Below are 22,189 nucleotides of genomic sequence, written 5' to 3'. Positions count from 1 at the left end.
TCCCTTTTATGTCCAAGCCGCCGCTGCCGCCCGAGGCCGATGCCCTGCTGAGCCGGCCCAACCCGTGCGTCATGGCCACGCTGCGCTCCGACGGCGCGCCCGTCTCCACCGCCACCTGGTACCTGTGGAAGGACGGCCGCGTCCTGGTCAACCTCGACGAGGGCCGCGTACGCCTCAAGCACCTGCGTCGCGACCCGCGCGTCACCCTCACCGTCCTCGCCGGCGACGACTGGTACACCCACGTCACCCTCATCGGCCGGGTCACCGAGATGTACGACGACGAGGGCCTGGCCGACATCGACACCCTCGCCCGGCACTACATCGGAAAGCCCTACCCGGACCGTGTCCGCTCCCGGGTCAGCGCCTGGATCGAGGTCGACCGGTGGCACGGCTGGGGGGAGCTGAAGGACAGCGATCAGGCCGGAGGCTGAGGTCACCGCCGCCACTCGGTCCCGAGCGCCCGGCCCGGGTTCGCCGTGAGGATGCGCGCCACCATGTCCTCGCCCACGGCGTGGACCAGCCGGGGCCGCACCCGGCGCAGCAGATACGGCGTCCCGGGGCCGCCGCCGACCGAGCGGGCGGCGGCCGTGGTGGTGGTGTCCGCGCCCAGCAGCACCCGGTCGCCGAACCCGGCGTCGGCGAGGGCCTGTACGGCGTCCGGCATCCGCCAGTCCGTGGCGTGGTGGGCGTGTGAGGGCCCGTCGAACGCCAGATGGCAGCCGGACTCCGCGGCCTGCCGGTGCGTTACTAGGTCAGGGGAGCGGTCGAGATGCCCGAGCACCACACGGTGCGGGGGCACCCCCAACTTCCCGCAGAGCAGGTCCAGTACGGCGAGCGCCCCCGTGCCCAGCTCCAGGTGCACGGCGATGGCCGCCCCCGTGGCGTGATGTGCCTCGGCCGCCGCCTCCATGGTCCAGCGGGCGTGCGCGTCCAGGGCGTGGAACCCGCCCGCGACCTTGACCAGCCCCGCCCGTACCCCCGACACCCTGATGCCTTCGGTGAGTTCGGAGACGAAGACGTCGGCGAGCCGCCCCGCAGCCCGGCGAGTGAGCCCTCGTCGTAGTGCACGGCCTGGTGCAGACCCGTCGCGGCGACCACGTGCACGCCGGTCTCCCGGGACAGCGGCGGCAGATCGGCGGCCCGCCGCCCGAGCCCGTACGGCGTCCACTGCACCACGGCCCCGCCGCCCCGCTCCCGGAACGCGGTCAGCTCCGCCCGCGCCGCCGCCACGCTGCGCAGCTCCTGACCGGGCAGCCGGGGACTGCCGAAGAACAGATGGTCGTGGGCGTCGCACCCGCCCAGGTCTCCAGGGGGTAAGTCTCCCAGCACGGTGGGGATCGCGGTCACCACTGGCGTCCCCGGGGCAGCCGGTCCCGGCCGGGCGCCGACAGGTGCAGCACCTCGAACACGTCACCGTCGGCCTTGGGCGTGTCGTGCTCCCAGAGCGAGAAGCGCACCAGCTCCCACCGGCTCGTGTCGACGGCGGCTGCCGCGAGCACGGCCCCGTCCTCCGCCGCCAGCCGCCGGGCCTTGCCCACCGCGTCCGCCACGACATCGGCCAACCGCCCTCCACCGGTTACCCGTTGGCGGTGCCGCACCGCGTACCGCGCCCGGGACCCGCCCCCTTCCTCGTACGCGAGCCCCGTCCACTGCCGCACGGACGGCAGCCCGAAGTCGTCACCGAGCCGCTGGAAGCCCCCGCCCCACAGAAAGGAGTTCATGCCCTCCACGGTGTTCCACAGATAGAAGGGCGCGTACTGATTGACCGGCGAGTCGCGCAGGCCGCGCTCGCGCAGAAGATAGGCCTTGAGGCCGAGCCCTTCCCAGTCGTCGAGCAGCCGCCCCACCCGGGTGACCCGGTCGCGGATGACGCCCATGTCGTAGTCGGCCGGCAAGGTGAGTTCGTACTGCATGGCGTGCACGGAAACCTCCTCAGGCGGGACGGGGCGCCAGGAGCGAGAGCAACCCCCGTACCCCCGCGTCGAACGCGGCGGGGGAGCCGGAGGCGCGGGCGAGGACATAGCCGCCCTGGACCGTGGCCACGACCGCCGCCGCGATCTCCCCGCCGTCCAGCGAGGGCACGAACTGGCCCTGCTCCTTGCCCTCCTCGACGAGCCCGGCGATGCGTCCCCGGAGCCAGTCCAGGGTCTCCTCGACCGGCGCACGCAGTTCGTCGCTCGCGATCACGTCCGGGTCCATGGTCAGCCGGCCGATCGGACAGCCCCGCAGCACGTCCCGCTCGCGCCGCAGATACGCCTCGACGCGCGCGTACGGCGTTCCCGGGCCGTCGAGTACGCCCTCGGCGGCAGCCCGCATCTCCTCGGCGGTCCGCCGGATCGCGGCCAGCGCGAGATCGGGCTTGCCCTTGAAGTGGTGGTACATGCTGCCCTGTCCGGCCTCCGCGCGCTCGAGGATCGCCTTGGGGCTCGTGCCCACGTAGCCGCGCTCCCACAGCAGCTCGCGGGTGGACTCGATCAGCCGTTCCGAGGTGCTCATAACCAGGACTGTACATACTGGTAGTTACAAACTCCAGTACTCCCCGTGAGGTACGCGCACTGCCGCTTTCCGTACGACGACCCGGGACCCCTCGCGGAGCGATTATCGGAAGCGCAGAAGGACATCGCGGCAACGCGTCGAGGAGTTGGACGACATGCAGACCCTGGCGAACTTCGGTGACGGCGGCGGGCCCGGCCCGTGGATCCTGTTCTTCCCCTTGATCTGGGCGCTGGTGATCGGCGCAGGCATCGTGCTACTGCGCCGCACCGTATGGCGCGGACGCCGGGGCGGCCCCTGGCGGCAGCCCGCGGTCGGGAACGACTCGCCCATCGCCGTGCTCGGTCACCGCTTCGCCTCCGGCGAGATCGACGAGGACGAGTACTGGCGCCGACTGTCCGTACTGAACGAGGAGTTCGGGCGCTCGGCCAAGGGTGGTGGTGTCTGAGCATGCTGCCCGAACGAGTCAACTCGGAGTGACCGCCGTGCGAAGGGTGGTCACCGCCCGGTCAACCGGCAACGGCGGACCGGGCGGGAGCATGGTCGGGCCGCAGCCCGTCGGCGGAGGACCCGACCTCCGCGAACCTGCGCACGGGCTTGTCCAGGACCGCGCGGCGCGCCCGGCGTGCAGGCGCCGCCACCGCGGAGGTCGGCAGGGTGAACCACACGACCTTGCCGGACTCGCCGTCCGGCCGGACGCCCCAGCTCTCGCTCATGGCGGCCACCATCGCGAGTCCGCGCCCGCAGGTCGCCAGCGGCGCGATGTCCTGGGGATCCTCCACCACGGGCATCCGCGGGTCGTGGTCATGCACCGAGACCGTGAGCCGGTCGAGGAGGAGCTCTATCTTCACCGTGCACGTCTTGTCGGGCTGGGCATGCCGGTGGACGTTGGACAGCAGCTCTGTCACGCCGAGCGAGGCCCGGTCGATCAGGGCGTCCAGATGCCAGTAGCGCAACTGCGCAGATACGATTCTGCGGACCTGGCCGATCCGCGACGGCAGAGCTTGGAGCTCGACCGTGCAGTGTCTGTTCGGGTAGCTGATCACGGCTGCGACTCCCCGACGTGAGGTCCGGAAGAACACGGAGTTCGGATCCAGCAGGGCGCCTTCGTGACACCGCCGCCCGCTGTCGTGGCCGGCGGGCTGGTTCGCAGCGTTATCGCCGGTAAACCCAGAGTGACGTGAGACCAGAGTGACGCAGGGGGTGAGGTACCGCAACTCGCGGACATCTCAGTCGCCACGCCCCGCCGCTCGGCGCACGGCCTCGATGAAGCGCCGTGCCGCGGGCGGTCCCGGCTCGCCCGGGGCGGGGTCGTGATCGCCCAGGGTGAGCAGATACCGATTGCCGTTGAGATCCGCCGTGGCCCGGTCGTCCGGGCCGAACCAGGGCTTGGAGGCGCGCACCGCCTGTACCGGCGCGCTGTCGATCTCGCTGCCGTAACTGGTCAGCAGCTCGAGCCGGCCGTCGCTGATCCGGACCTGGCCGGCCCGGGTGAGCGAGCGCAGCCGCTTCCCGATCCGCACGCCCGTGGCCCTGAACTCCGGCTCCGCCATGCCACCCGCCCCCTTGTGCGCTCGGTGTACCGGCCCGCGCTCCCCGCGGCGCCCGGCACGGGCCCGTGTACTGATCCAGTGTGCCTCGGAAGCCTGCTCCGGCGGTGCGTCGTACCCCAGCCGGTACCCCGTGCGGGGCCTCGGTCCCGCGGTGAAGTCTGCCCGCACCCGGCGTCGAGCACCAGTACGTGCGACCTCCTCGCCGGGGGCGCCCGCAGCACACACGCGAATGCGCCCCCGGGACCGCGCGCCCCCTTGCCCCGGCCTCTGCCCCAGGGGGCGCTTTGGGGGGCTCAAAGATGCGTTTATGCAGGTGAGGAGCGTGCGGAAGCTGCCTATCATCGAGGTGTCGGCCGCGCGACGTGCCGTCGGCGCGCAGCGATAGGAGCACCCCCGTGAGCACTCCCCAGCAGACCCGGACCGGCGTGACCCTCGACGTCGACCACAGTGACGCCGGCTACCGCGCGTGGCTGAAAGAGGCCGTCCGCAGGGTCCAGGCCGACGCCAACCGCTCGGCGGACACACACCTGCTCTCGTTCCCTCTGCCGGAGCGATGGGGCATCGACCTGTACCTGAAGGACGAGTCGACCCATCCCACCGGCAGCCTCAAGCACCGGCTCGCCCGCTCTCTCTTCCTCTATGGCCTGTGCAATGGCTGGATCCGGCCGGGCAGACCCGTGATCGAGGCCTCCAGCGGTTCGACGGCCGTCTCCGAGGCGTACTTCGCGAAGCTCATCGGCGTTCCCTTCATCGCCGTCATGCCGCGCACGACGAGCACCGAGAAGATCCGCCTCATCGAGTTCCACTCCGGACGATGCCACTTCGTGGACGACCCTCGCACCATGTACGAGGAGTCCGCCCGTCTCGCGGCGGAGACCGGCGGCCACTACATGGACCAGTTCACCTACGCCGAGCGGGCCACGGACTGGCGCGGCAACAACAACATCGCCGAATCCACCTTCCGTCAGCTGCGCCTGGAGCGGTATCCCGAGCCGGCGTGGATCGTCGCCACGGCGGGCACCGGCGGCACCTCGGCGACCCTCGCGCGCTACGTCCACTACATGCAGTACGACACACGCGTCTGCGTGGCCGACCCGGAGAACTCCTGCTTCTTCGACGGCTGGACCACCGGTGATCCGGATGTTGCGTGCGACTCCGGCTCCCGTATCGAGGGCATCGGCAGGCCCCGTATGGAACCGAGCTTCGTGCCCGGCGCGATCGACCGGATGATGAAGGTGCCCGACGCGGCCAGTGTCGCCGCCGTGCGGGCACTGGAGCGGGCCATCGGCCGCAAGGCGGGCGGCTCCACGGGCACGGGTCTGTGGAGCGCGCTGAAGATCGTCGCCGAGATGGTGTCCGAGGGACGGCAGGGAAGTGTCGTGACCCTGCTGTGCGACCCGGGGGACCGGTATCTCGACAAGTACTACTCGGACACCTGGCTGGCCGCGCAGGGGCTGGACATCGCGCCGTACACGGCCGCGATCGACTCGCTGCTGGAGACGGGCGTCTGGCCCGACTGAGACCGGGCCCGCGGCGTCAGACCGCCAGCCTCCGGGCCAGCGCCGAGACGGCGTCCCGGAACGCGCGCGCCTGGGCGATCCGTATCGGCCTCATGACGAGCCGGTAGGCCGCCGTCCCGTCGGTGGCGAAGGTCCACCGCACCCGGGTGCCGTCGCCGGCCGGCGCGAGCCGCCACTCCTCGACGATCGCCCGCACGCCGGGCACGTTGGTGACGTCGACGCGATAGGCGTACACCTCGGGTTCCTTCGCCGCGATGACGGACTCACGGAACCGGACGCCCCCGCTGAGCGTGATGTCGCGGCCCGCGCCCCCGTCGATCTCACGGGCGGCCGTCACCTGCGGAAACCAGTCGACCCAGCCGGGCACGTCCTCCAGCGCCCGGTAGACCGCCTCCACCGAAGCCGGGATCACCAGCGCGGAGACATGCCGCACGGGCGCTGTCCCGGCGAATTCGAGCCCGACGGGGCGCAGTCGGTGAGCCATGGACGAAGCCCTCCTCGCACGGAACGGGCGATGACCGGAAGCGTCACCCTAGCTGGCGCCCCGTCAGATGTCTGCCCCCTCCTCGGGCTCCCCGGCCACCACCAGCCGCCGCAGATGCTCCACGACCACGCCGCGCGCCTCGTCCGGCAGACCGGCGTCCGTCACCAGCGTGTCGATCCGCTCCAGCGACGCGAACGAACTCAGCCCCACCTTGCCCCACTTGGTGTGGTCGGCGACCACCACCACCCGCCGGGCCGACTGCACGAGCCGCCGGTTCGTCTCGGCCTCCGCGAGGTTCGGTGTCGACAGGCCGGCCTCGACCGATATGCCGTGCACGCCGAGGAACAGCAGGTCGAAGTGGAGCGCCGCGATCGCCTGGTCGGCCACCGGCCCCACCAGCGAGTCGGACGGAGTGCGCACACCACCGGTCAGCACGACCGTGGCAGCACCCTGCCGGGGGCCCGAGGTGCGCTGAGCCGCGTGGAAGACGTCCGCCACCCGCACCGAGTTGGTGACCACCGTCAGATCCGGCACGTCCTGCAACTGGTGCGCCAGCGCGAAGGTCGTCGTACCGCCCGACAGGGCGATCGCCGCGCCCGGCGCGACCAGCTTGGCCGCGGCCCGCGCGATGTCCTCCTTGGCGGTCAGCTCCAGGCCCGACTTGGCCTCGAAGCCCGGTTCGTGCGTACTCGCCTCGACCACCGGGACCGCGCCGCCGTGCACCTTCTCCAGCACACCCTGGCGGGCCAGCGCGTCGAGATCGCGGCGGACCGTCATGTCCGACACGCCGAGCTTCCGGGTCAGCTCGTTGACCCGGACACCGCCCCGGCGGCGGACCTCGTCGAGGATCAGGGATCGCCGCTGCTCCGCGAGGAGGTTCTGATTCTCGCTCACGTACGCTCCGGTCCTTTCGCCTCAATGCCGTCCGACTCGCCCTGCGCACCCGCCCTCATTCAGGACATTTCCCCGGGCTCCGGTGCGCGGACGTCTCATCCTCGCATGTCGCGGAGCCGGCGGCGCCACCGACCACTCGTCGCGCACATGTCACTCGGGGCTCACCCGTCGCTTCCCCGCGTCACGGATCGGGGAGATTCCGTGACAGGAGGTGTGCGGCGCCGCGGAAGTGGAGATCCTTGTGCCCGCACGGACAGAGCCGACGGCGTGTCACGGGGGAAGTGCGAATCAGTGGAACATGCGCAGAAACATGTCTCGACCTGCGGGCCGGACCAGTCCGCCCGGCCGCCCGGCGAGACCGAAACCGCCCTGGAACTCCTGGTCCACGGCGTGGGCGGCACCACGCCCCAGGACATGCTCAACGATCCGCGCACCGTCCGGATCACCGGCGACCACATCGCTGCCGTCTTCCGCCGCGCCGACGACGTCGACGCGGAGACCGGCCCCGACGCCGACCACCGCGAGGGACCGGTGCCCGAGGCCTACGTCTGGTGCAACCTCACCTCCGGCAACGGCACCCGCGCCCTGTGGCTGTTGCTGCTGCCGTTCATGGTCGTCAACCTCGCCCACTGGATGCGCCCCACCGCCCGCGGCCGAAGACGCACGGTGCGCCTCTACGGCCTTCTGGTCCGGCTGGCGGGACTCACCCTGACCGTGCTGCTCGTCGCGGCGGCCTGCGAGGTCGCCCTCGACCTGGCGGCCTGGCAGTGCGCGGGCACCCCCGCGTGCGCCGACCGCCACTCCTGGCTGGGCTTCCTCTCGCCCACCGTCTCGGACGGCGGCTGGTGGAGCGGTCCCGGCCGCAGGCTCGCCCTCGCCGCCTTCGTCCCCACCGCGCTGACCGCCCTGCTGTGGTACCTGTCCAAGCGCACCTGGACCGACTACGAGTCCCAGCAGCCGATCGAACGCGACCCCGAGCCCGACGGAGACGGCAGCCCGACCGCGCTGGGGCGTCCCGGGTTCTGGTACGGACGCCGGCTGGTCGCCCGGCTGCGCGCCGCCCACACCGCCGCCGGACTGATCACCGTCGCGGCCGCGGTCGCCGGCGCCGCCGCCCGCCGCGACCGCGAGCCCGGCGGCCCCGCCGCACTGAACATCCTGGGCCTGCTCCTGGAGGCGGCCCTCGCGGCCTGCGCGGTCGCCGTGATCTGGGTCGTGTGCCGCCGGGGCCGCAGCGAGAGGCGCCTCGACCGTGAACTCGACGAACGCTACGTACGACGCCTGCCGCTCACCGCGCTCGTCCTGCTCGGCCTCGCCCTGCTGTACGCCGGGTGGGAGCGCCCCGGCTGGGAGTCGGCCGGGCGGCTGCCGGGCGACCTGGCCTTCGGCGGCATCGCCCTGGTGCAGGGGCTGCTCGTGATCGTCCTCGCCGTCGTCGCCCACGCCCTGCACCGCACCGACCCCGACCGGCGGGCCGTGCTGCGCGGCCTCGGCGGACCGGCCGTCGCGATGCTGGCCTGCGCCCTGGGCGGGGTGATGTCCGGCGGCGTGTCCCAGCGCGTGTCCGACTGGCTGGACGGCACGGGCACGTCGATCGACGGCCCACCCGTCCTGCTGACCTGGCAGGCGTCCGTCATCCCGCCCCTGATCGTGGTGCTCCTGGTGCTCTTCGGCTGGCTGGGCCGGCGCGCCTGGCAGCTGGCCCGGGCCGAGCGCGAGGCCGTGGCACGCGACTACCCGGACGAGGCCCAGGACCGCGCCCGGACCCGCCGTATCGCCTCCACCCGGGCGATGGCCGCGCTCACCGACCGCGGACCCCGCGTCGTCGCCATCACCTCCGGCGTCACCCTGCTGCTCGGCGCCGGAGCCCTGGTGGGCGCCCTGACCACCGACGAGACACCGGGTGAGGCCGCGCAGGGCGCCTACCCCGTCGTCCACGGTGCCGCGGAGACCGCCCAGGCCCTCGGCTCCTGGCTGATCGGCCTCGGCTTCATACTGTTCGTCACCTGGGGCCGACGTGCCTACAAGGACGCGGCGGCCCGCCGCACCATCGGCATCCTCTGGGACGTCGGCACCTTCTGGCCGCGCGCCGCCCACCCCTTCGCCCCGCCCTGCTACGCCGAACGCGCCGTGCCCGACCTGACCTGGCGGATGGCGACCTGGACCCGGACCACCGGCGGACGGCTGGTCATCTCCGGGCACTCGCAGGGCAGCGTGCTCGCCGCCGCGGCGGCCTGGCAACTCGCCCCGTCCGCCCGCAAACGCGTCGCCCTGCTGACCTACGGCTCCCCGCTGGAACGCCTCTACGGCCGCTGGTTCCCCGCACACTTCGGCCCCGCCGCGCTCAGCTCACTGCACCGGGAAATCGACTGCTGGCGCAACCTCTACCGGCTCACCGACCCCATAGGCGGCCCGATGCGCCTGCCCGACGACCGCGGCCACCAGGTCGACCACGGCCCGCTCAAGGACCCGCTCGCCTACGGCCGCACCGAACTGCTGCCGCTGCCCGCGCCGATCCTCGGCCACTCCGACTACCAGGCCGACCCGGCGTTCGCCGAGGAACGGCGCAAGCTGCTGGCCCGGCTGCGGCCGGGCCTGCCGGCACCCCGCGACGAGCCCGAGCCGCCCGCCGCGTAGGCCGGGGCTCAGAGCAGCTCGGGCAGATCCTCGGAGTAGAGCAGCGTCAGATCGTCCGTGCTCGGCTCCGCGACCTGGGCGACCCGGCTCGCGTGCCGCTCCACCATCGCCTCGAACGTCTGCCGCGCGGTACGGCCGTTGCCGAACGCCGGGCCCTTGGGGAGCTCCGTGAAGTACTTCCCCAGGGCCTCGGCGGTGCCCGGCGCCAGCCGGTACTCGTGCTCCTCGGCCTGCTGCTCCACGATCCGCAACAGGTCCTCGGGGCCGTAGTCGCTGAAGGTGATGGTCCGCGAGAAGCGGGACGCCACACCGGGGTTGACCGACAGGAAGCGCTCCATCTCGGCCGTGTAGCCCGCGACGATCACCACGACCGCGTCCCGGTGGTCCTCCATCAGCTTCACCAGCGTGTCGATGGCCTCCTTGCCGAAGTCGCGGCCCGCGTCCTCGGGGGACAGCGCGTACGCCTCGTCGATGAACAGCACACCGCCGCGCGCCTTCTCGAAGGCCTCCTGCGTGCGGATCGCCGTCGAGCCGATGTGCTCGCCCACCAGGTCCACCCGGGACACCTCGACCAGGTGCCCCTTCTCCAGCACGCCGAGGGAGGCGAGGATCTCGCCGTACAGCCGCGCGACCGTCGTCTTGCCGGTGCCGGGGGAGCCGGTGAAGACCAGGTGCCGCTTGACCGACGCCGCCTTCAGGCCCGCCTGCTGCCGGCGCCGGCCGACCTCGATCATGTCGGTGAGGGCACGCACCTCGCGCTTGACGCTCTCCAGGCCCACCAGCGCGTCCAGTTCACCGAGGACCGCCTTCGAGCTGCGCGAGGGCTGCTCGGGCTCCGCGGCCGGGGCCGGAGGCGCGGGTTCGGTGCGCTGCTCCGGGAGGGCGCCCAGCAGACCGGGGGAGTGGTTCACCGTCTGCACGGCCGTCTCCCGTGCCGCGGGCGCCCTGAGCCCCGCGCTCTCGTCGCTGGTGCAGTCCTCCACTACGGGGCCCGTGCCGGACGCCCCGTCCGCGCCGCTGTCCGCGAACTCGTAGCCGCCACGCGTGCACCGCTCCGTGCGGCACTTCCTGAGCGACGTACGGCTGCCGTCGATCACATGGAAGCCGTAGCCGCCGCTGCCCGTCACGCGGCAGTTCTGGAAGCTGCCGCGGCCGCCTGCCGAGACATAGACCCCGGCCTCCGCCGGGGAGTCGATCGTGCAGCGCTCCACGGTGGGGTCGGCGCCCTTGGTGACGATGACGCCGGTCTGGGTGCCGTCCAGCGTGCAGTTGCTGAGGGTGCCGCCGCTGCCGTGGTCGCGGAACCAGGCGCCCGTCGCCGCGTCCCGGATCCGGCAGTCGTCCAGCTGGGCGGTCGCGCCGTCGCTCACCGACACGGCCGTGTTGCGCACCTGCGACAGGTCACTGTCGACGACGTCCGCGCGCGAACCGCGGTCGAGGACGAACAGCGCGTCCGGCACGTCGTGCACCCGGCACGAGTCGAGCACCGCCGTGGCGCCGTCGCTCACCCACACCGCCGGGTAGTCGCCCGTGCTGTCGAAGATCTCGCACTGGTTGGCGTCCACGCGCGTGCCCGGGTCCCACACCGACAGGCCATTGCGGCCGAACTGCCGCACCGTGGTGCGCGTCAGGGTGAGGACCGAACGCGAGCGCAGGTCGACCGCGTTCTCCGGGATGTCGTGGATACGGCAGTCGGCGAGCGTCAGCACGGCGTCCGTGTCCAGCGTGACGCCGTCGGCCGTCGTCCGGTGCACATCGCAGTCCGTGAGGTGCGCGGTGGCCCGGCCGGTGATCTGCACCCCGCTGCCCCGGACTTCGTAGATCTCGCAGCCCACCGCCTCCAGCGCGGAGTTCTCCCCGGTCGCCGACAGGCCCGAGCCCGAGGTGTGGTGCACCCGGCAGCGCTCCAGGCGGGGGTGGGCGCCGCCGCGCACGGCCACACCGGACTGGCCGGCCGCGACGACCTCGCACTCCTCGAACAACCCGCCCGCGCCGTCGAGTACGGCGATGCCGACGCCCGCCGGGTTGTCGACCGCGCAGCGCCGGACCGTGGGACGGGCGCTGCCGCGTACCTCGATCCCCGCCGCCGAGCGCGTGACGACCCGCACGTCACGCAGCTCCGGTGTGCCCTCCTCCACCAGCACGGCGGGGGCGGCCGAGTCCTGGCCCTCCACATGCAGGTCCTGCACCACGGCCGAGGCGCGCACCGTCAGCGGCACCCCGTCCACGGGCGCGATCCGCACCGAGCCGGGGGAGCCCTCGGGCCCCCGCAGGGTCACCGCGCGCTGCACGACGAGGTTCTCCCGGTAGGTGCCGGGGGCGACGGTGAGGACGTCTCCGTCGGCCGCGGCCTCCAGAGCGGCGGCGAGCGATGCGTACTCACCCGTGCGGCGCCGCCACCGCGACGTGCCGGTGTGCGTCACCTGGACCGTGCCCTGTGCCATGGTGTAGCTGTGCCCCCACCTCGGTCGTACTGATGGCTCGTTCGCCCTCGGGGCGCTTCGGCCCGTGTCGGGAGTCGCGGCCGTGCTCGGCCTCTGGGGCCTGCGCGCGCACGCGGCAGCGACACCGGCGCGTCCCTCCTGCTCGCTCGCGCGGGTTGTGCCGATCGTCTCGGCCGGACCACCGTAGCGTGCGCGCGGGTGACGGGTTGACCAGAGTGGGAAGGCCGTCTCAGCTGCCGGTGCCCGTCCTGCCCCAGTCCGGGCCCGTCTTGTCCCATGCCTGGTCCCAACGGGCGTACCTGCGGCGGACCATGCGCCAGACGATCAGCCGCCTGGCTCCCTCGACGAGGCCGCCGGCCGCCAGGGCCGCGCCCATGCCGCCGAGGACCGCGTGCGTCGACGCCGTCGCGGAGTCGAGCGGGCGGGCCACCATCCGGCCGTGCCGGTCGGTCCATATCCGGAACTCGTCGCCCTGCCGCGGGTCCTTGAGGCCGGCCAGGACCGGGCCCTGGTGCGCGGTGCCGTCCGGGGCGGTCCAGTCGGCGAGGACGCGGTTGCGCAGATCTCGGCCCGTCGAGGTCTCGGGGTCGGCGTCGAGCGGGGAACGGTCCAGCTTGCGGACCACCGTGGCCGTCACCGGATGCCGCGCCTCGTGCTGTGCCCGGACGGACTGCTGCAGCGTGTCCTGGGCGGCGCCTCCGACGAAGAACCCGGCCACCGGGGCGACCAGGAGGATCAGCAGCAGGGCCGCCAGCGCCACCCACGCCTCGGCCAGATCGGTCGCCCGGCACAGCGGATTGCGCCGCCAGCGCCAGAGCCCCCTGATCGCACGCACCGACCGCACCCCCTTCCCGCTCCGTGATAACCCCCGGCGGAGCCCTCCACGCGCTGACCCGTCGAAGAGAGAGCCACATCACCCCTGACGGGTCTCTCATGAACTTCTCACACAAGGCCAACGCCCGGGCCCGTGGGGCGGTTCCCGACCTCGTCGGAGACCTCCTGCCCGCGCTGTCAGAGGGCTCTGACAGGGTCCCCGACCCGGATCGTGCCCCGGGACAGGGGCACCAGGTTCTGGCCGAAGACCAGCTTGCCGCCGAGCCGCCGGTGCCGCCCCAGGCTGTACAGAGGCTCGCGACCGCGCTCGCCCGTGCCCTGGTCGGTGGTGGTCACCACGCACCGGCCACAGGGCTTCGCGACCCGGAAGGACACCTCCCCGATGGCGATGCGGGACCACGCGTCCTCGGCCCAGGCGGCGGTGCCCGCCACGACCACGTTCGGCCGGAAACGATTCATGGGCAGCGGGCCCTCGTCCGCGTGGTCGCCCTGCGCGATCAGGGTGTTGAGGGCCTCGAGCGAGGCCGTCGTCGTGAGCAGCAGCGGGAAGCCGTCGGCGAAGGAGACGGTCTCGCCGGGAAGCGCGTACTCCGGGTCCACGGGTCGGCGTGTGGCCGGATCCGGCATGTACACGAGGCGCACACCGATGCCGAGATAGGCGCTGCACCAGGCGTGCGCGGCGTCGTCCTCGGCCGGGACCGCCTCGACCTTGTCGCGGAAGATCTGCACCGGCACTGTGCCGAGGGGCCGGGGAACGGGCACCGTCAGCGGCTCCATGCCGGGCGCGGACAGCCGGACGCCGCCGTCCGGGAGGAGTTCCGCGGCGGCGGGTGCGAGGCGCGGCTGCTGGCGTTGCGTGACGACCTTTCCCCCGTCGTCGATCAGCACCCAGCGTCGGTCTCCGGCCAGCCCCCAGGGCTCTACGACGGCCTTCCGGGGCGCCAGGCCCCGGACCGCCTTGACCGGATGGACGTGAATCGAGTGCAGATGTGCGTTCCCCATGGGGTCATCGTGCCAGCCGGCACCGACAACCCCCGGGACCGCTCAGTAACCGCGGTACTGCTGGTTGTTGTACGGGTCCTGATAGGGAGCGGGAGCGGGGCGGGGAGCCGCGGGTCGCATCGCCTCGTAACCTCCTCCGGGTGCCGCCGGGCGCGGCTGCTGCGGCTGAGGGCCGGGATAGCCCCGCGGTGCGGAGGCCTGCTGCGGGATGTACGCCGCGGGCGCCTGCTGGAGCGGGGCGGGCTGCTGCGCCTGCGGATAGCCGTAGGCGGGCTGGGAGGGGGCTGCCGGCAGGGCGGGCAGGGCCGACGGGAGGGCGGGCAGGTTGCTGCCGGGCATGTCGTATTGCGCGGGGACCCGGATCGGGGCGATCTGCGGGGTGCCCCGCTCGGCGACGAGCCTGTCGTAGATCGGGGTGTCCGGGAAGGAGGCGGAGTAGTAGCCGCCGCCATAGGTGGAGCGGGGGGAGGTCATGCCACATAAGTTAAGCCAACGATGTGCTGGTTGGGGAGACCGATAAGAGGGTTGTTTTCCGCGTCGTCAGTGACCTGGGATCCCCAATGCGAGCGAACTCGCCAAAAAAGGGCACCGAACCGGGTGCTGATCGTGTAAAGGCCGAGTTCCGGGCCGGTTACCAGGGGTTGGCCACCGGACTTCCGGCGGCGCGCATGGGAGTTCGATGTGGGGAGGAATAGGTTGTGCGCACGGAACTCGAAGAACGGCCGGGATGTGCCTGGCGCGGTGATACGCGATGGGGGCGGACATGCAAATGCTGAAAGGTTCAAACACTCCTGTGCCTACCGCGGCACTGCGGGTGGAATTGGGCTGGCGTACCGGACCGGGTGTGCCCGACGCGGACGCCTCCGCTTTGCTGCTGGTAAGCGGGAAGGTGCGTTCCGACGCGGACTTCGTCTTTTACAACCAGCCCGCGCACTCCTCCGGCGCGATCCGTCACGAGGGCAAGCGGAACGCCGACGGCCGGGTGACCGACGCGCTCCTCGTCGACCTCTCGCGCGTGGAGCCCTCGATCGAGACGGTCGTCCTCGCCGCCTCCGCCGACGGCGGCACCTTCGGACAGGTCCCGGACCTGTACATCGAGGTCCAGGATGCCGCCCAAAGCACTCCGATGGCCCGCTTCGACAACCCGGGCGCCACGACGGAAACCGCTTTCGTGCTGGGCGAGTTCTACCGCCGCCAGGGCGCCTGGAAGTTCCGCGCTGTCGGGCAGGGCTACAGCAGCGGGCTCGAAGGGCTGGCCACCGAATACGGCATCACCGTGGACGAACCGCAGCAGACGGCCCCGGCCGCGGCACCGCCCATGGCCACCCCACCGCCCATGGCCACCCCACCGCCCGCGGCGCCCCCGGCGCCCGCACCCCCGCCGATGACAGGGCCGGCGACCCCGCCCGCCGCGCCCCCGGCGCCGGTCCGCCTGACCAAGGTGACGCTCACCAAGGCGGCCCCCTCCGTCTCGCTCACCAAGCAGGGCGGCACCTCCGGCGCCCTCCACGTGAACCTCAACTGGGAGGTGCGCAAGCAGTTCTCGGGGTGGAGCGGCAAGTTCGGCCGCCCGGCCGCGATGCACTCCGACCTCGACCTCGACCTGTGCGCGCTGTTCGAACTCACCGACGGCAGCAAGGGCGTCGTACAGGCCCTCGGCAACAGCTTCGGAGCGCTGCACCAGCCCCCGTACGTCCACCTCGACGGCGACGACCGCACCGGCGCTGTGGCGGCCGGTGAGAACCTCACCGTCAATCTCGACCACAAGAACGCCTTCCGGCGCATCCTCGTCTTCGTCACCATCTACGAAGGCGCACGCTCTTTCGCCGACCTGAACGCCACGGTCACGCTCCGGCCGCAGTACGGCGCCCCGATCGAGTTCTCCCTCGACGAGTGCACGGTCCCCTCAACCGTGTGCGCGCTCGCCCTGATCACCAACACCGGGGGCGATCTGGTCGTCCAGCGGGAGGCGCGCTACCTGGTGCCCGAGCGCGGGGTCAGCCCGCAGCGCACGGTCGACCACACCTACGGGTGGGGCATGAACTGGACCCCCGGCAGGAAATGACCACCCTTCCCGCCGACGGCCGTCAGCCCTCGTCGGGCACGGCCTCGGGACGGGCGTAGGTGCGGCCCTTCCAGGCCGCGCCGCGTCCCCGGTAGTGCCGCACCGCCGAGTCGACCGTCATGAGGAGATAGAGGAACGCGGTGAAGGGCAGCAGGGGAGCGAGCCACAGCGGCTGCCGGTAGTAGCGGAGCATCGGGACGTAGGTCCCGGTCATCACGAGCCACGCCAGTCCACCGGTGACCGCCGCCGCCGCGCTCCTCGCGGCCAGACCGGCCACGACCGCCACCGGCGGCACCAGGTACACCATCGCCAGCCCCGCGACCGTCCCGGCCAGCAGCAGGGGGTTGTGCCGCAGTTGCGCGTACGCGCTGCGCGACACCATCCGCCACAGGTCGTGCAGCCGTGGATACGGCCGCACGCTGTCCACCCGGTCGGCGAGCCCGAGCCAGACACGGCCACCGCCGCGCTTGACGGCCCGGGCGAGAGCCACGTCGTCGATGACGGCGTGCCGGAACGCGTCCGGGATCCGCACCCGCTCGGCGGTCTCCGCCCGCAGCAGGACGCAACCACCGGCCGCGGCGGCCGTCCGCGTTCCCTTCCTGCCGATCCGGCGGAAGGGGTAGAGCTGCGCGAAGAAGTAGACGAAAGCCGGTACGACGAGCCGTTCCCAGGCGCTCTCCACCCGCAGCCGCGCCATCTGCGAGACCACGTCGAACCCTCCCGCGCGGGCCGCCGCCACCAGTTCCCGCAGACTGTCCGGCGCGTGCGCGATGTCGGCGTCCGTCAGGAGTAGATACTCGGGATCACGCGCGCGTGCCAGGCCGACGCCGTGGCGCACCGCCCACAGCTTCCCGGCCCAGCCCGGGGGCGGCTCACCCGGCGAGCTCACGGTCAGCGGCAGCCCGCCGTGCCGAAGCGACAGTTCCCGGGCGAGGTCACCGGTGCCGTCCGAACTGCAGTCGTCGACGAAGAAGACCTCCGCGCGCCCCGGATAGTCCTGCAGCAGCAGGGACGGCAGCGCGACGGGCAGCATCGCCGCCTCGTCGCGGGCCGGTACGACCACGCACACGGACGGCCACACGTCCGGATCCCGGCGCGGCGGCAGCCGCACGTCTGTGCGCCAGAAGAAACCCTGACAGAGCAGCAGCCACAGCCAGGCGAGAAGTGATCCAGCGGCAGTCCACACAACGGCGCTCACGCGCGCAGTCTGCCCCACCGGACCCGGCCGAGAAGGCTCATCGTCTATCGTGATCGGGTGAAGATCGCGCTCATGGACTCCGGAATCGGTCTGCTGGCGGCCACCGCCGCGATGCGGCGGCTGCGCCCCGACGCCGATCTCGTGCTCTCCCTCGACCCCGACGGGATGCCGTGGGGACCGAGGACCACGGAGGACTTGACCCAGCGGGCCCTGGCCGTCGCCGAGGCGGCCGCCGCGCGCCGCCCCGACGCCCTGATCGTCGGCTGCAACACCGCGACCGTGCACGCGCTCACCGCCCTGCGCGCCCGCCTCGAACCGGAGCTCCCGGTCGTCGGCACCGTCCCGGCGATCAAGCCCGCCGCGGCCGGCGGCGGACCCATAGCCATCTGGGCCACCCCGGCCACCACCGGCAGCCCGTACCAGAAGGCGCTGATCCGGGACTTCGCCGGCGGAGTGCCCGTCGCCGAGGTGCCCTGCTGGGGCCTCGCCGAGGCCGTGGAGCACGCGGACGAGGCGGCGATCGACGCCGCCGTGGCCGCCGCCGCGGCGCTGACCCCCGACGAGGTGACGACCGTCGTCCTGGGCTGCACCCACTACGAACTGGTCGCCGAGCGCATCCGGACCGCCGTCCAGCGCCCCGGCAGGCCGCCCCTCGTGCTGCACGGCTCCGCGGGCGCCGTCGCGGCCCAGGCCCTGCGCCGGCTCGGTCAGCAGCCCGCACCGGGAGCCTCCCCGCACGGCACCCTGACCGTGCTGCTGAGCGGACGCGAGGGCACGCTGCCCGCGCCGGCCCTGGCGTACGACGAAGGGCGGCTGCTCCAGGCGGTCACCCCCGCCGGCTGACCGGCACCTGTCACCGGCCGTCGCCCGTGCCGGACGGGGCGCCGCCCGGTCGGCGCAGTCACGCTCCGCCATGAGGTACCCGCGGAGCGAAACCTGAGTAACCTCATATGCATGAGGGACCACCCCCACGGCGAGAGCGCCCCCCACTCGCACCCCGATGTCTGGACCGGCCGTGCCACCAACCGGGTCCAGTGGCTGCTGGCGCTGGCCGGCGCCGCGTGCATGGCGCTGGGCATCGAGCTGGCCGTCGACTCGGCGTGGAGGTCCGGCGCCGCGCTCGTCATGGCCGTCGTCGGGTGCATCGCCGCCGGGCTGCTGGTCCTCTTCGGAACCCTCGCCTTCGTGCACGTCGCGCTCCGGGTCGACGACGAGCACCTCGAGGTGCGCTGCGGCCACATCGGGCTGCCCCGCCGTCGTATCCCGCTCTCCCATGTGGCGGGCGCGACCTACCTGCCGCATGTCACCCCCCGGCACTGGGGCGGCTGGGGCTACCGATGGCGGCCCGAGAAGGGCACCGCGGTGGTCGTACGACGGGGTGAGGGCGTCGTGCTGGAGCTGTGGGACGGTCACACCTTCACGGTCACCGTGGACGACGCGGAGGCGGCCGTCCAGGTGATCAAGGCACGGCTGCGGCCCAAGAAGCCGGGCGCTCCCGCGCACTGAGCGCGGTGGTTCGCCGGCCGTGATCACCAGGGCGGCCGGTCACCAGGCAGGGGTGCGTCCTGCGCCGCGCTGGTGTGTGTCCGGGGCGCGGCTCGACTGTTCGTCGGCCCAGGGGCGTGCCGTGGCCGTGCCCGCCAGCAGGCCCGCGCCCACCGACACCGCGGTGAAGCTCAGCGCGTTGCCGAACGCGGCGATGGCGGCGAGCGCCGTAAGGGTCGCGCCCGCGGTCAGCGCCACCGGCGTCGGGCGTGGGCCGCGCCACAGCGCGTACAGCACCCAGCCGAACGCCGCCGCCAGCAGGGCCACGCCGACGAGGCCCTGCTCGGCCGCCTGCTGCAGGGGTGCCGAGTGGGGCTTGCCGTCGGACAGCAGCGACTGGGCGGACGTCGTGCTCAGCTCCCCGAAGCGGCCCGGGCCGACCCCCAGCACGGCGTCCTCGCGCAGCAGACCCCACGCGTCCTCCCAGAGCCGCACGCGGTGCGGCGTCAGCCGTCCTTCGAGGGCGGCCACGAGCCCGCCCGGTACGGCCCGCGCGGCGACCGCCCAGGCCAGGCAGGGCACCAGGGCGGCGACCGCGGCCAGCAGGGCCAGGCCGGCGCCCCGATGACGGGTGCGGCCGGCGGCGAGCGAGCACAACAGCACCGCGACGCAGGTGACACAGCCGGTGGTAGAGCCGAGCACAGCCGCCAGAACCGCGGTCCCGGCGGCCAGCAGGCACAGGGCGATCCGGGCGGCCGGAGCGCCGGCGGCCCAGGCCGCGCAGCACGCGGCACCGGCCGACAGCGTCAGGACGGCCGCCGTGGCCCCGGCGTGTCCCAGGGGCGCGGTGATCTGCGGGCCCGGGGTGAGGTGCGGAACGGCCACGGTGAGCGCGACACCCGCCAGCGCCCCGGCGCAGGGCGCGCCGACCGGCAGCAGCGCCCCGCCGATCCGCCCCGCGGCGTACCCGGCCGCCACGGCAAGCACCGCGAGGAGCACGCCCTCGGGCCGGCCCTCGTGCACCGCGGCCGTGATCAGGGACCAGCCCGCGCACGCTCCCAGCACCACGACGCCCGCCGCATCGGAAACGATTCTTCTCTCGCCGTCCGCGTCCAGCCCGGACGCGGACGTCAGCCCGCGTGAACCCACCCCGCCCCGCCCCCGCACCACGTCGCCCCCGACTGTGAAGACCCCGGCCGCACAGGCCGTGACCGGCCGCACGACTGAAACTCCGGCACACCGTAGCCGCTGGTGGACGGTTTGTGGATGTGTCGTGACGAAATGAGCAGGAACGATGCTGCGGACGCGGGGCGACACCGCGCGTGGCCGCCCCCACGGCGTGGAGCCGCCTGCCCCGTGGACCGCGCTGTCGGCCTCAAGGTCACGCGCCTTAGACTCCGGGAGTGACCGTCACCGCAACCTCCGTCGGCGAGTCGGACCAGTTGGAGCCGCGGAACGCGCCCCGGGCGCGGGCGTGGGCCCGGCGTCTCGTTCCGGCCGCCGCAGCCGCGCTCTCCGGCCTGCTCCTCTATGTCAGCTTCCCGCCCCGCACTCTCTGGTGGCTGGCACCGCCGGCCTTCGCCGTCTTCGGCTGGGTGCTGCGCGGCCGGAGCTGGAAGGCGGGACTTGGCCTGGGGTATCTCTTCGGCCTCGGCTTTCTGCTGCCGCTGCTGGTGTGGACCGGAGTGGAGGTCGGGCCGGGCCCCTGGCTCGCCCTGGTGATCATCGAGGCGATCTTCGTCGCCCTGGTCGGCGCGGGCGTCGCGGCCGTGTCGAAGCTGCCCGGCTGGCCGGTGTGGGCGGCCGCTGTGTGGATCGCCGGAGAGGCGGCACGCGCGCGTGTGCCGTTCGAGGGCTTTCCCTGGGGGAAGGTCGCGTTCGGGCAGGCCGACGGGGTGTTCCTGCCGCTCGCGGCGGTGGGCGGAACGCCGGTGCTCGGCTTCGCCGTGGTCCTGTGCGGCTTCGGGCTGTACGAGGCCGCGCGTCTCGGTCTGGAGAGGCGGGCCACCGGGGTCGTACGGCCCATCGCGGCAGCGGTCGCCGTGCTGAGCCTGGGCGTCCCGGTCCTGGGGGCGGTGGCCGCCCGGACGCTGGTCAGCGACAAGGCCGAGGACGGCAGCGTGACCGTCGCCGCGATCCAGGGCAACGTGCCCCGCGCGGGCCTCGACTTCAACTCCCAGCGGCGGGCCGTGCTCGACTACCACGCGCGCGAGACGGAACGCCTGGCCGCGCAGGTCAAGGCCGGCAGGGTGGCCCAGCCCGACTTCGTGCTGTGGCCGGAGAACTCCTCCGACATCGACCCCTTCGCCAACCCCGACGCCCGCGCCGTGATCGACAAGGCGGCCAAGGCCATCGGTGTGCCCGTCTCGGTCGGCGGCGTCGTGGAGCGCGACGGCAAGCTGTACAACGAGCAGATCCTGTGGGACCCGGCGAAGGGCCCCGTCGACACCTACGACAAGCGTCAGATCCAGCCGTTCGGCGAGTACCTGCCCCTGCGCTCGTTCATCGGCGCGATCAACGAGAACTGGACGGCGATGGTCCGCCAGGACTTCAGCCGCGGCACCGAACCGGGCGTGTTCACCATGGACGGCGCCAAGGTCGGCCTCGTCACCTGCTACGAGGCCGCCTTCGACTGGGCCGTGCGCTCCGAGGTCACCGACGGCGCCCAGATGATCTCCGTGCCGAGCAACAACGCCACCTTCGACCGCAGTGAGATGACCTACCAGCAGCTCGCCATGTCACGGGTCCGCGCGGTCGAGCACAGCAGGACCGTGACGGTGCCGGTGACCAGCGGAGTCAGCGCGATGATCATGCCGGACGGGAAGATCACGCAGAAGACCGGGATGTTCGTCGCCGACTCACTGGTGCAGAAGGTGCCGCTGCGGTCCTCGCAGACCCCTGCCACGCGGCTGGGCATCCTGCCGGAGATCGCCCTCGTGCTGGTCGCGGCCGGCGGTCTGGGCTGGGCCGTCGGCGCCGGTCTGCGCGGACGACGCGCCGGTGACGTGTAGCCGTACGCCCGTCGCACGCTGCCTGAATCGCGCGGGACACCGCGACCGGCCGATTAGGGTCGTCGGCATGGCTACTCCTGACTTCATCCGGACCCTCCGCGCCTCGGCCGGCCATCAGCTGCTCTGGCTTCCCGGAGTCACCGCCATCGTCTTCGACGACGAGGGCAGAGTGCTGCTCAACCGCCGGTCCGACACCGGCAAGTGGTCCGTGATCGGCGGCATCCCGGACCCGGGGGAGGAGCCCGCGGCCTGCGCCGTACGGGAGGTCCACGAGGAGACGGCCGTGCACTGCGTCGCCGAGCGGGTCGTCCTCGTCCAGGCGCTCAACCCCGTCACGTACGACAACGGCGACACCTGCCAGTACATGGACATCACTTTGCGCTGCCGGGCCGTCGGCGGCGAGGCCCGGGTCAACGACGACGAGTCGCTGGACGTGGGCTGGTTCGACATCGACGCCCTGCCCGAGCTGAACGAGTTCGGACTGCTCCGGATCAAGCAGGCTGTGTCGGACGCCCCCACATGGTTCGACCCCACTGCCCCCAGCTGAACTATGGGGTGTGACCACATGG

General features: G+C 72.7%; 21 protein-coding genes and 1 pseudogene. 9 read left to right on the top strand and 13 right to left on the bottom strand.

Going from position 1 to position 22,189, the window contains the following annotated elements; translation table 11 throughout:
- Positions 1–8 precede the first annotated feature (8 nt).
- A complete protein-coding gene (locus ACFZBT_RS09890; protein ID WP_391100651.1) occupies positions 9–431 on the top strand; it encodes a TIGR03618 family F420-dependent PPOX class oxidoreductase in 423 nt (140 codons plus the stop codon).
- Between the two features lie 2 nt (positions 432–433).
- Here ACFZBT_RS09890 and ACFZBT_RS09885 read toward each other — a convergent pair.
- The 3 genes and pseudogenes from ACFZBT_RS09885 to ACFZBT_RS09875 all read right to left on the bottom strand — a co-directional run bounded on the left by ACFZBT_RS09885 (position 434) and on the right by ACFZBT_RS09875 (position 2,496).
- Positions 434–1,347, bottom strand: a pseudogene (locus tag ACFZBT_RS09885) (phosphotriesterase).
- On the bottom strand, positions 1,344–1,922 hold the full coding sequence (locus tag ACFZBT_RS09880; RefSeq protein WP_391100649.1) for a DUF4865 family protein: 579 nt from the start codon (positions 1,920–1,922) through the stop codon (positions 1,344–1,346). Before ACFZBT_RS09880 ends, ACFZBT_RS09885 begins: the two are co-directional and overlap by 4 nt.
- A 10-nt stretch (positions 1,923–1,932) precedes the next feature.
- On the bottom strand, positions 1,933–2,496 hold the full coding sequence (locus ACFZBT_RS09875) for a TetR family transcriptional regulator C-terminal domain-containing protein (RefSeq protein ID WP_391100647.1): 564 nt from the start codon (positions 2,494–2,496) through the stop codon (positions 1,933–1,935).
- A gap of 154 nt (positions 2,497–2,650) precedes the next feature.
- Here ACFZBT_RS09875 and ACFZBT_RS09870 point away from each other — a divergent pair, with 154 nt between their 5' ends.
- Positions 2,651–2,941 carry an SHOCT domain-containing protein gene (locus ACFZBT_RS09870; protein WP_391100644.1) on the top strand — a complete coding sequence of 97 codons (291 nt, stop codon included), beginning with the start codon at positions 2,651–2,653 and terminating at the stop codon, positions 2,939–2,941.
- Positions 2,942–3,002: 61 nt separating this feature from the next.
- Here the strand turns inward: ACFZBT_RS09870 and ACFZBT_RS09865 are convergent, their stop codons facing one another.
- Both ACFZBT_RS09865 and ACFZBT_RS09860 read right to left on the bottom strand, forming a co-directional pair.
- Positions 3,003–3,539 (bottom strand): ATP-binding protein, encoded by a 537-nt coding sequence (locus ACFZBT_RS09865; protein WP_391100642.1) that lies wholly within the window; start codon positions 3,537–3,539, stop codon positions 3,003–3,005.
- 183 nt (positions 3,540–3,722) lie between these two features.
- Positions 3,723–4,046, bottom strand: a complete 324-nt coding sequence (locus tag ACFZBT_RS09860; RefSeq protein WP_261682162.1) for a hypothetical protein — start codon at positions 4,044–4,046, stop codon at positions 3,723–3,725.
- Positions 4,047–4,441: 395 nt separating this feature from the next.
- Here ACFZBT_RS09860 and ACFZBT_RS09855 point away from each other — a divergent pair, with 395 nt between their 5' ends.
- Positions 4,442–5,566, top strand: a complete 1,125-nt coding sequence (locus ACFZBT_RS09855) for a pyridoxal-phosphate dependent enzyme (RefSeq protein WP_391100640.1) — start codon at positions 4,442–4,444, stop codon at positions 5,564–5,566.
- 16 nt (positions 5,567–5,582) lie between these two features.
- Here the strand turns inward: ACFZBT_RS09855 and ACFZBT_RS09850 are convergent, their stop codons facing one another.
- Together ACFZBT_RS09850 and ACFZBT_RS09845 are read right to left on the bottom strand one after the other, a co-directional pair.
- Positions 5,583–6,050 (bottom strand): SRPBCC family protein, encoded by a 468-nt coding sequence (locus tag ACFZBT_RS09850; protein WP_391100638.1) that lies wholly within the window; start codon positions 6,048–6,050, stop codon positions 5,583–5,585.
- A 63-nt stretch (positions 6,051–6,113) separates the two neighbouring features.
- Complete coding sequence (locus ACFZBT_RS09845; protein ID WP_382488087.1) at positions 6,114–6,944, bottom strand: DeoR/GlpR family DNA-binding transcription regulator; 831 nt, start codon at positions 6,942–6,944, stop codon at positions 6,114–6,116.
- 291 nt (positions 6,945–7,235) lie between these two features.
- On the opposite strand from ACFZBT_RS09845, the gene ACFZBT_RS09840 reads away from it, so the two are divergent.
- Positions 7,236–9,581, top strand: coding sequence for a hypothetical protein (locus ACFZBT_RS09840; RefSeq protein ID WP_391100635.1), 2,346 nt, complete (start codon positions 7,236–7,238; stop codon positions 9,579–9,581).
- Between the two features lie 8 nt (positions 9,582–9,589).
- Here the strand turns inward: ACFZBT_RS09840 and ACFZBT_RS09835 are convergent, their stop codons facing one another.
- The 4 genes from ACFZBT_RS09835 to ACFZBT_RS09820 all read right to left on the bottom strand — a co-directional run bounded on the left by ACFZBT_RS09835 (position 9,590) and on the right by ACFZBT_RS09820 (position 14,335).
- Complete coding sequence (locus ACFZBT_RS09835) at positions 9,590–12,025, bottom strand: right-handed parallel beta-helix repeat-containing protein (RefSeq protein ID WP_391100632.1); 2,436 nt, start codon at positions 12,023–12,025, stop codon at positions 9,590–9,592.
- Positions 12,026–12,254: 229 nt separating this feature from the next.
- On the bottom strand, positions 12,255–12,860 hold the full coding sequence (locus tag ACFZBT_RS09830; RefSeq protein ID WP_391100630.1) for a hypothetical protein: 606 nt from the start codon (positions 12,858–12,860) through the stop codon (positions 12,255–12,257).
- Positions 12,861–13,036: 176 nt separating this feature from the next.
- Complete coding sequence (locus tag ACFZBT_RS09825; RefSeq protein WP_391100627.1) at positions 13,037–13,861, bottom strand: MOSC N-terminal beta barrel domain-containing protein; 825 nt, start codon at positions 13,859–13,861, stop codon at positions 13,037–13,039.
- 42 nt (positions 13,862–13,903) lie between these two features.
- Positions 13,904–14,335, bottom strand: a complete 432-nt coding sequence (locus ACFZBT_RS09820; RefSeq protein ID WP_189730607.1) for a DUF6643 family protein — start codon at positions 14,333–14,335, stop codon at positions 13,904–13,906.
- A 295-nt stretch (positions 14,336–14,630) separates the two neighbouring features.
- Between ACFZBT_RS09820 and ACFZBT_RS09815 the strand changes: the two genes are divergently transcribed.
- The gene (locus ACFZBT_RS09815; RefSeq protein WP_391100623.1) at positions 14,631–15,926 is read left to right on the top strand and encodes a TerD family protein; all 1,296 of its coding nucleotides are present in this window, start codon (positions 14,631–14,633) and stop codon (positions 15,924–15,926) included.
- Between the two features lie 22 nt (positions 15,927–15,948).
- Here the strand turns inward: ACFZBT_RS09815 and ACFZBT_RS09810 are convergent, their stop codons facing one another.
- On the bottom strand, positions 15,949–17,142 hold the full coding sequence (locus ACFZBT_RS09810) for a glycosyltransferase (RefSeq protein ID WP_391100621.1): 1,194 nt from the start codon (positions 17,140–17,142) through the stop codon (positions 15,949–15,951).
- A gap of 39 nt (positions 17,143–17,181) precedes the next feature.
- Between ACFZBT_RS09810 and ACFZBT_RS09805 the strand changes: the two genes are divergently transcribed.
- Positions 17,182–17,967, top strand: coding sequence for an aspartate/glutamate racemase family protein (locus ACFZBT_RS09805; RefSeq protein ID WP_391100619.1), 786 nt, complete (start codon positions 17,182–17,184; stop codon positions 17,965–17,967).
- Between the two features lie 111 nt (positions 17,968–18,078).
- The gene (locus ACFZBT_RS09800; RefSeq protein ID WP_391100617.1) at positions 18,079–18,630 is read left to right on the top strand and encodes a hypothetical protein; all 552 of its coding nucleotides are present in this window, start codon (positions 18,079–18,081) and stop codon (positions 18,628–18,630) included.
- 39 nt (positions 18,631–18,669) lie between these two features.
- Here the strand turns inward: ACFZBT_RS09800 and ACFZBT_RS09795 are convergent, their stop codons facing one another.
- The gene (locus tag ACFZBT_RS09795) at positions 18,670–19,725 is read right to left on the bottom strand and encodes an O-antigen ligase family protein (RefSeq protein WP_391100745.1); all 1,056 of its coding nucleotides are present in this window, start codon (positions 19,723–19,725) and stop codon (positions 18,670–18,672) included.
- Positions 19,726–20,012: 287 nt separating this feature from the next.
- Between ACFZBT_RS09795 and lnt the strand changes: the two genes are divergently transcribed.
- A complete protein-coding gene (lnt, locus tag ACFZBT_RS09790) occupies positions 20,013–21,620 on the top strand; it encodes an apolipoprotein N-acyltransferase (protein WP_391100615.1) in 1,608 nt (535 codons plus the stop codon).
- A 67-nt stretch (positions 21,621–21,687) separates the two neighbouring features.
- On the top strand, positions 21,688–22,167 hold the full coding sequence (locus ACFZBT_RS09785; protein WP_391100612.1) for an NUDIX domain-containing protein: 480 nt from the start codon (positions 21,688–21,690) through the stop codon (positions 22,165–22,167).
- Positions 22,168–22,189 lie beyond the last annotated feature (22 nt).

The organism is Streptomyces sp. NPDC008137, assembly GCF_042957035.1.
GTDB lineage: Bacteria > Actinomycetota > Actinomycetes > Streptomycetales > Streptomycetaceae > Streptomyces.
Note: the sequence above shows the minus strand (reverse complement) of the source record. Positions and strands in the feature narration are given on the sequence as shown.

Coding starts and splice junctions, on each gene's coding strand:
- ACFZBT_RS09890 (WP_391100651.1), top strand. CDS start 9: ATGTCCAAGCCGCCGCTGCCGCCCGAGGCCGATGCCCTGCTGAGCCGG.
- ACFZBT_RS09875 (WP_391100647.1), bottom strand. CDS start 2,496: ATGAGCACCTCGGAACGGCTGATCGAGTCCACCCGCGAGCTGCTGTGG.
- ACFZBT_RS09870 (WP_391100644.1), top strand. CDS start 2,651: ATGCAGACCCTGGCGAACTTCGGTGACGGCGGCGGGCCCGGCCCGTGG.
- ACFZBT_RS09860 (WP_261682162.1), bottom strand. CDS start 4,046: ATGGCGGAGCCGGAGTTCAGGGCCACGGGCGTGCGGATCGGGAAGCGG.
- ACFZBT_RS09850 (WP_391100638.1), bottom strand. CDS start 6,050: ATGGCTCACCGACTGCGCCCCGTCGGGCTCGAATTCGCCGGGACAGCG.
- ACFZBT_RS09835 (WP_391100632.1), bottom strand. CDS start 12,025: ATGGCACAGGGCACGGTCCAGGTGACGCACACCGGCACGTCGCGGTGG.
- ACFZBT_RS09825 (WP_391100627.1), bottom strand. CDS start 13,861: ATGGGGAACGCACATCTGCACTCGATTCACGTCCATCCGGTCAAGGCG.
- ACFZBT_RS09820 (WP_189730607.1), bottom strand. CDS start 14,335: ATGACCTCCCCCCGCTCCACCTATGGCGGCGGCTACTACTCCGCCTCC.
- ACFZBT_RS09815 (WP_391100623.1), top strand. CDS start 14,631: ATGCTGAAAGGTTCAAACACTCCTGTGCCTACCGCGGCACTGCGGGTG.
- ACFZBT_RS09800 (WP_391100617.1), top strand. CDS start 18,079: ATGAGGGACCACCCCCACGGCGAGAGCGCCCCCCACTCGCACCCCGAT.
- ACFZBT_RS09785 (WP_391100612.1), top strand. CDS start 21,688: ATGGCTACTCCTGACTTCATCCGGACCCTCCGCGCCTCGGCCGGCCAT.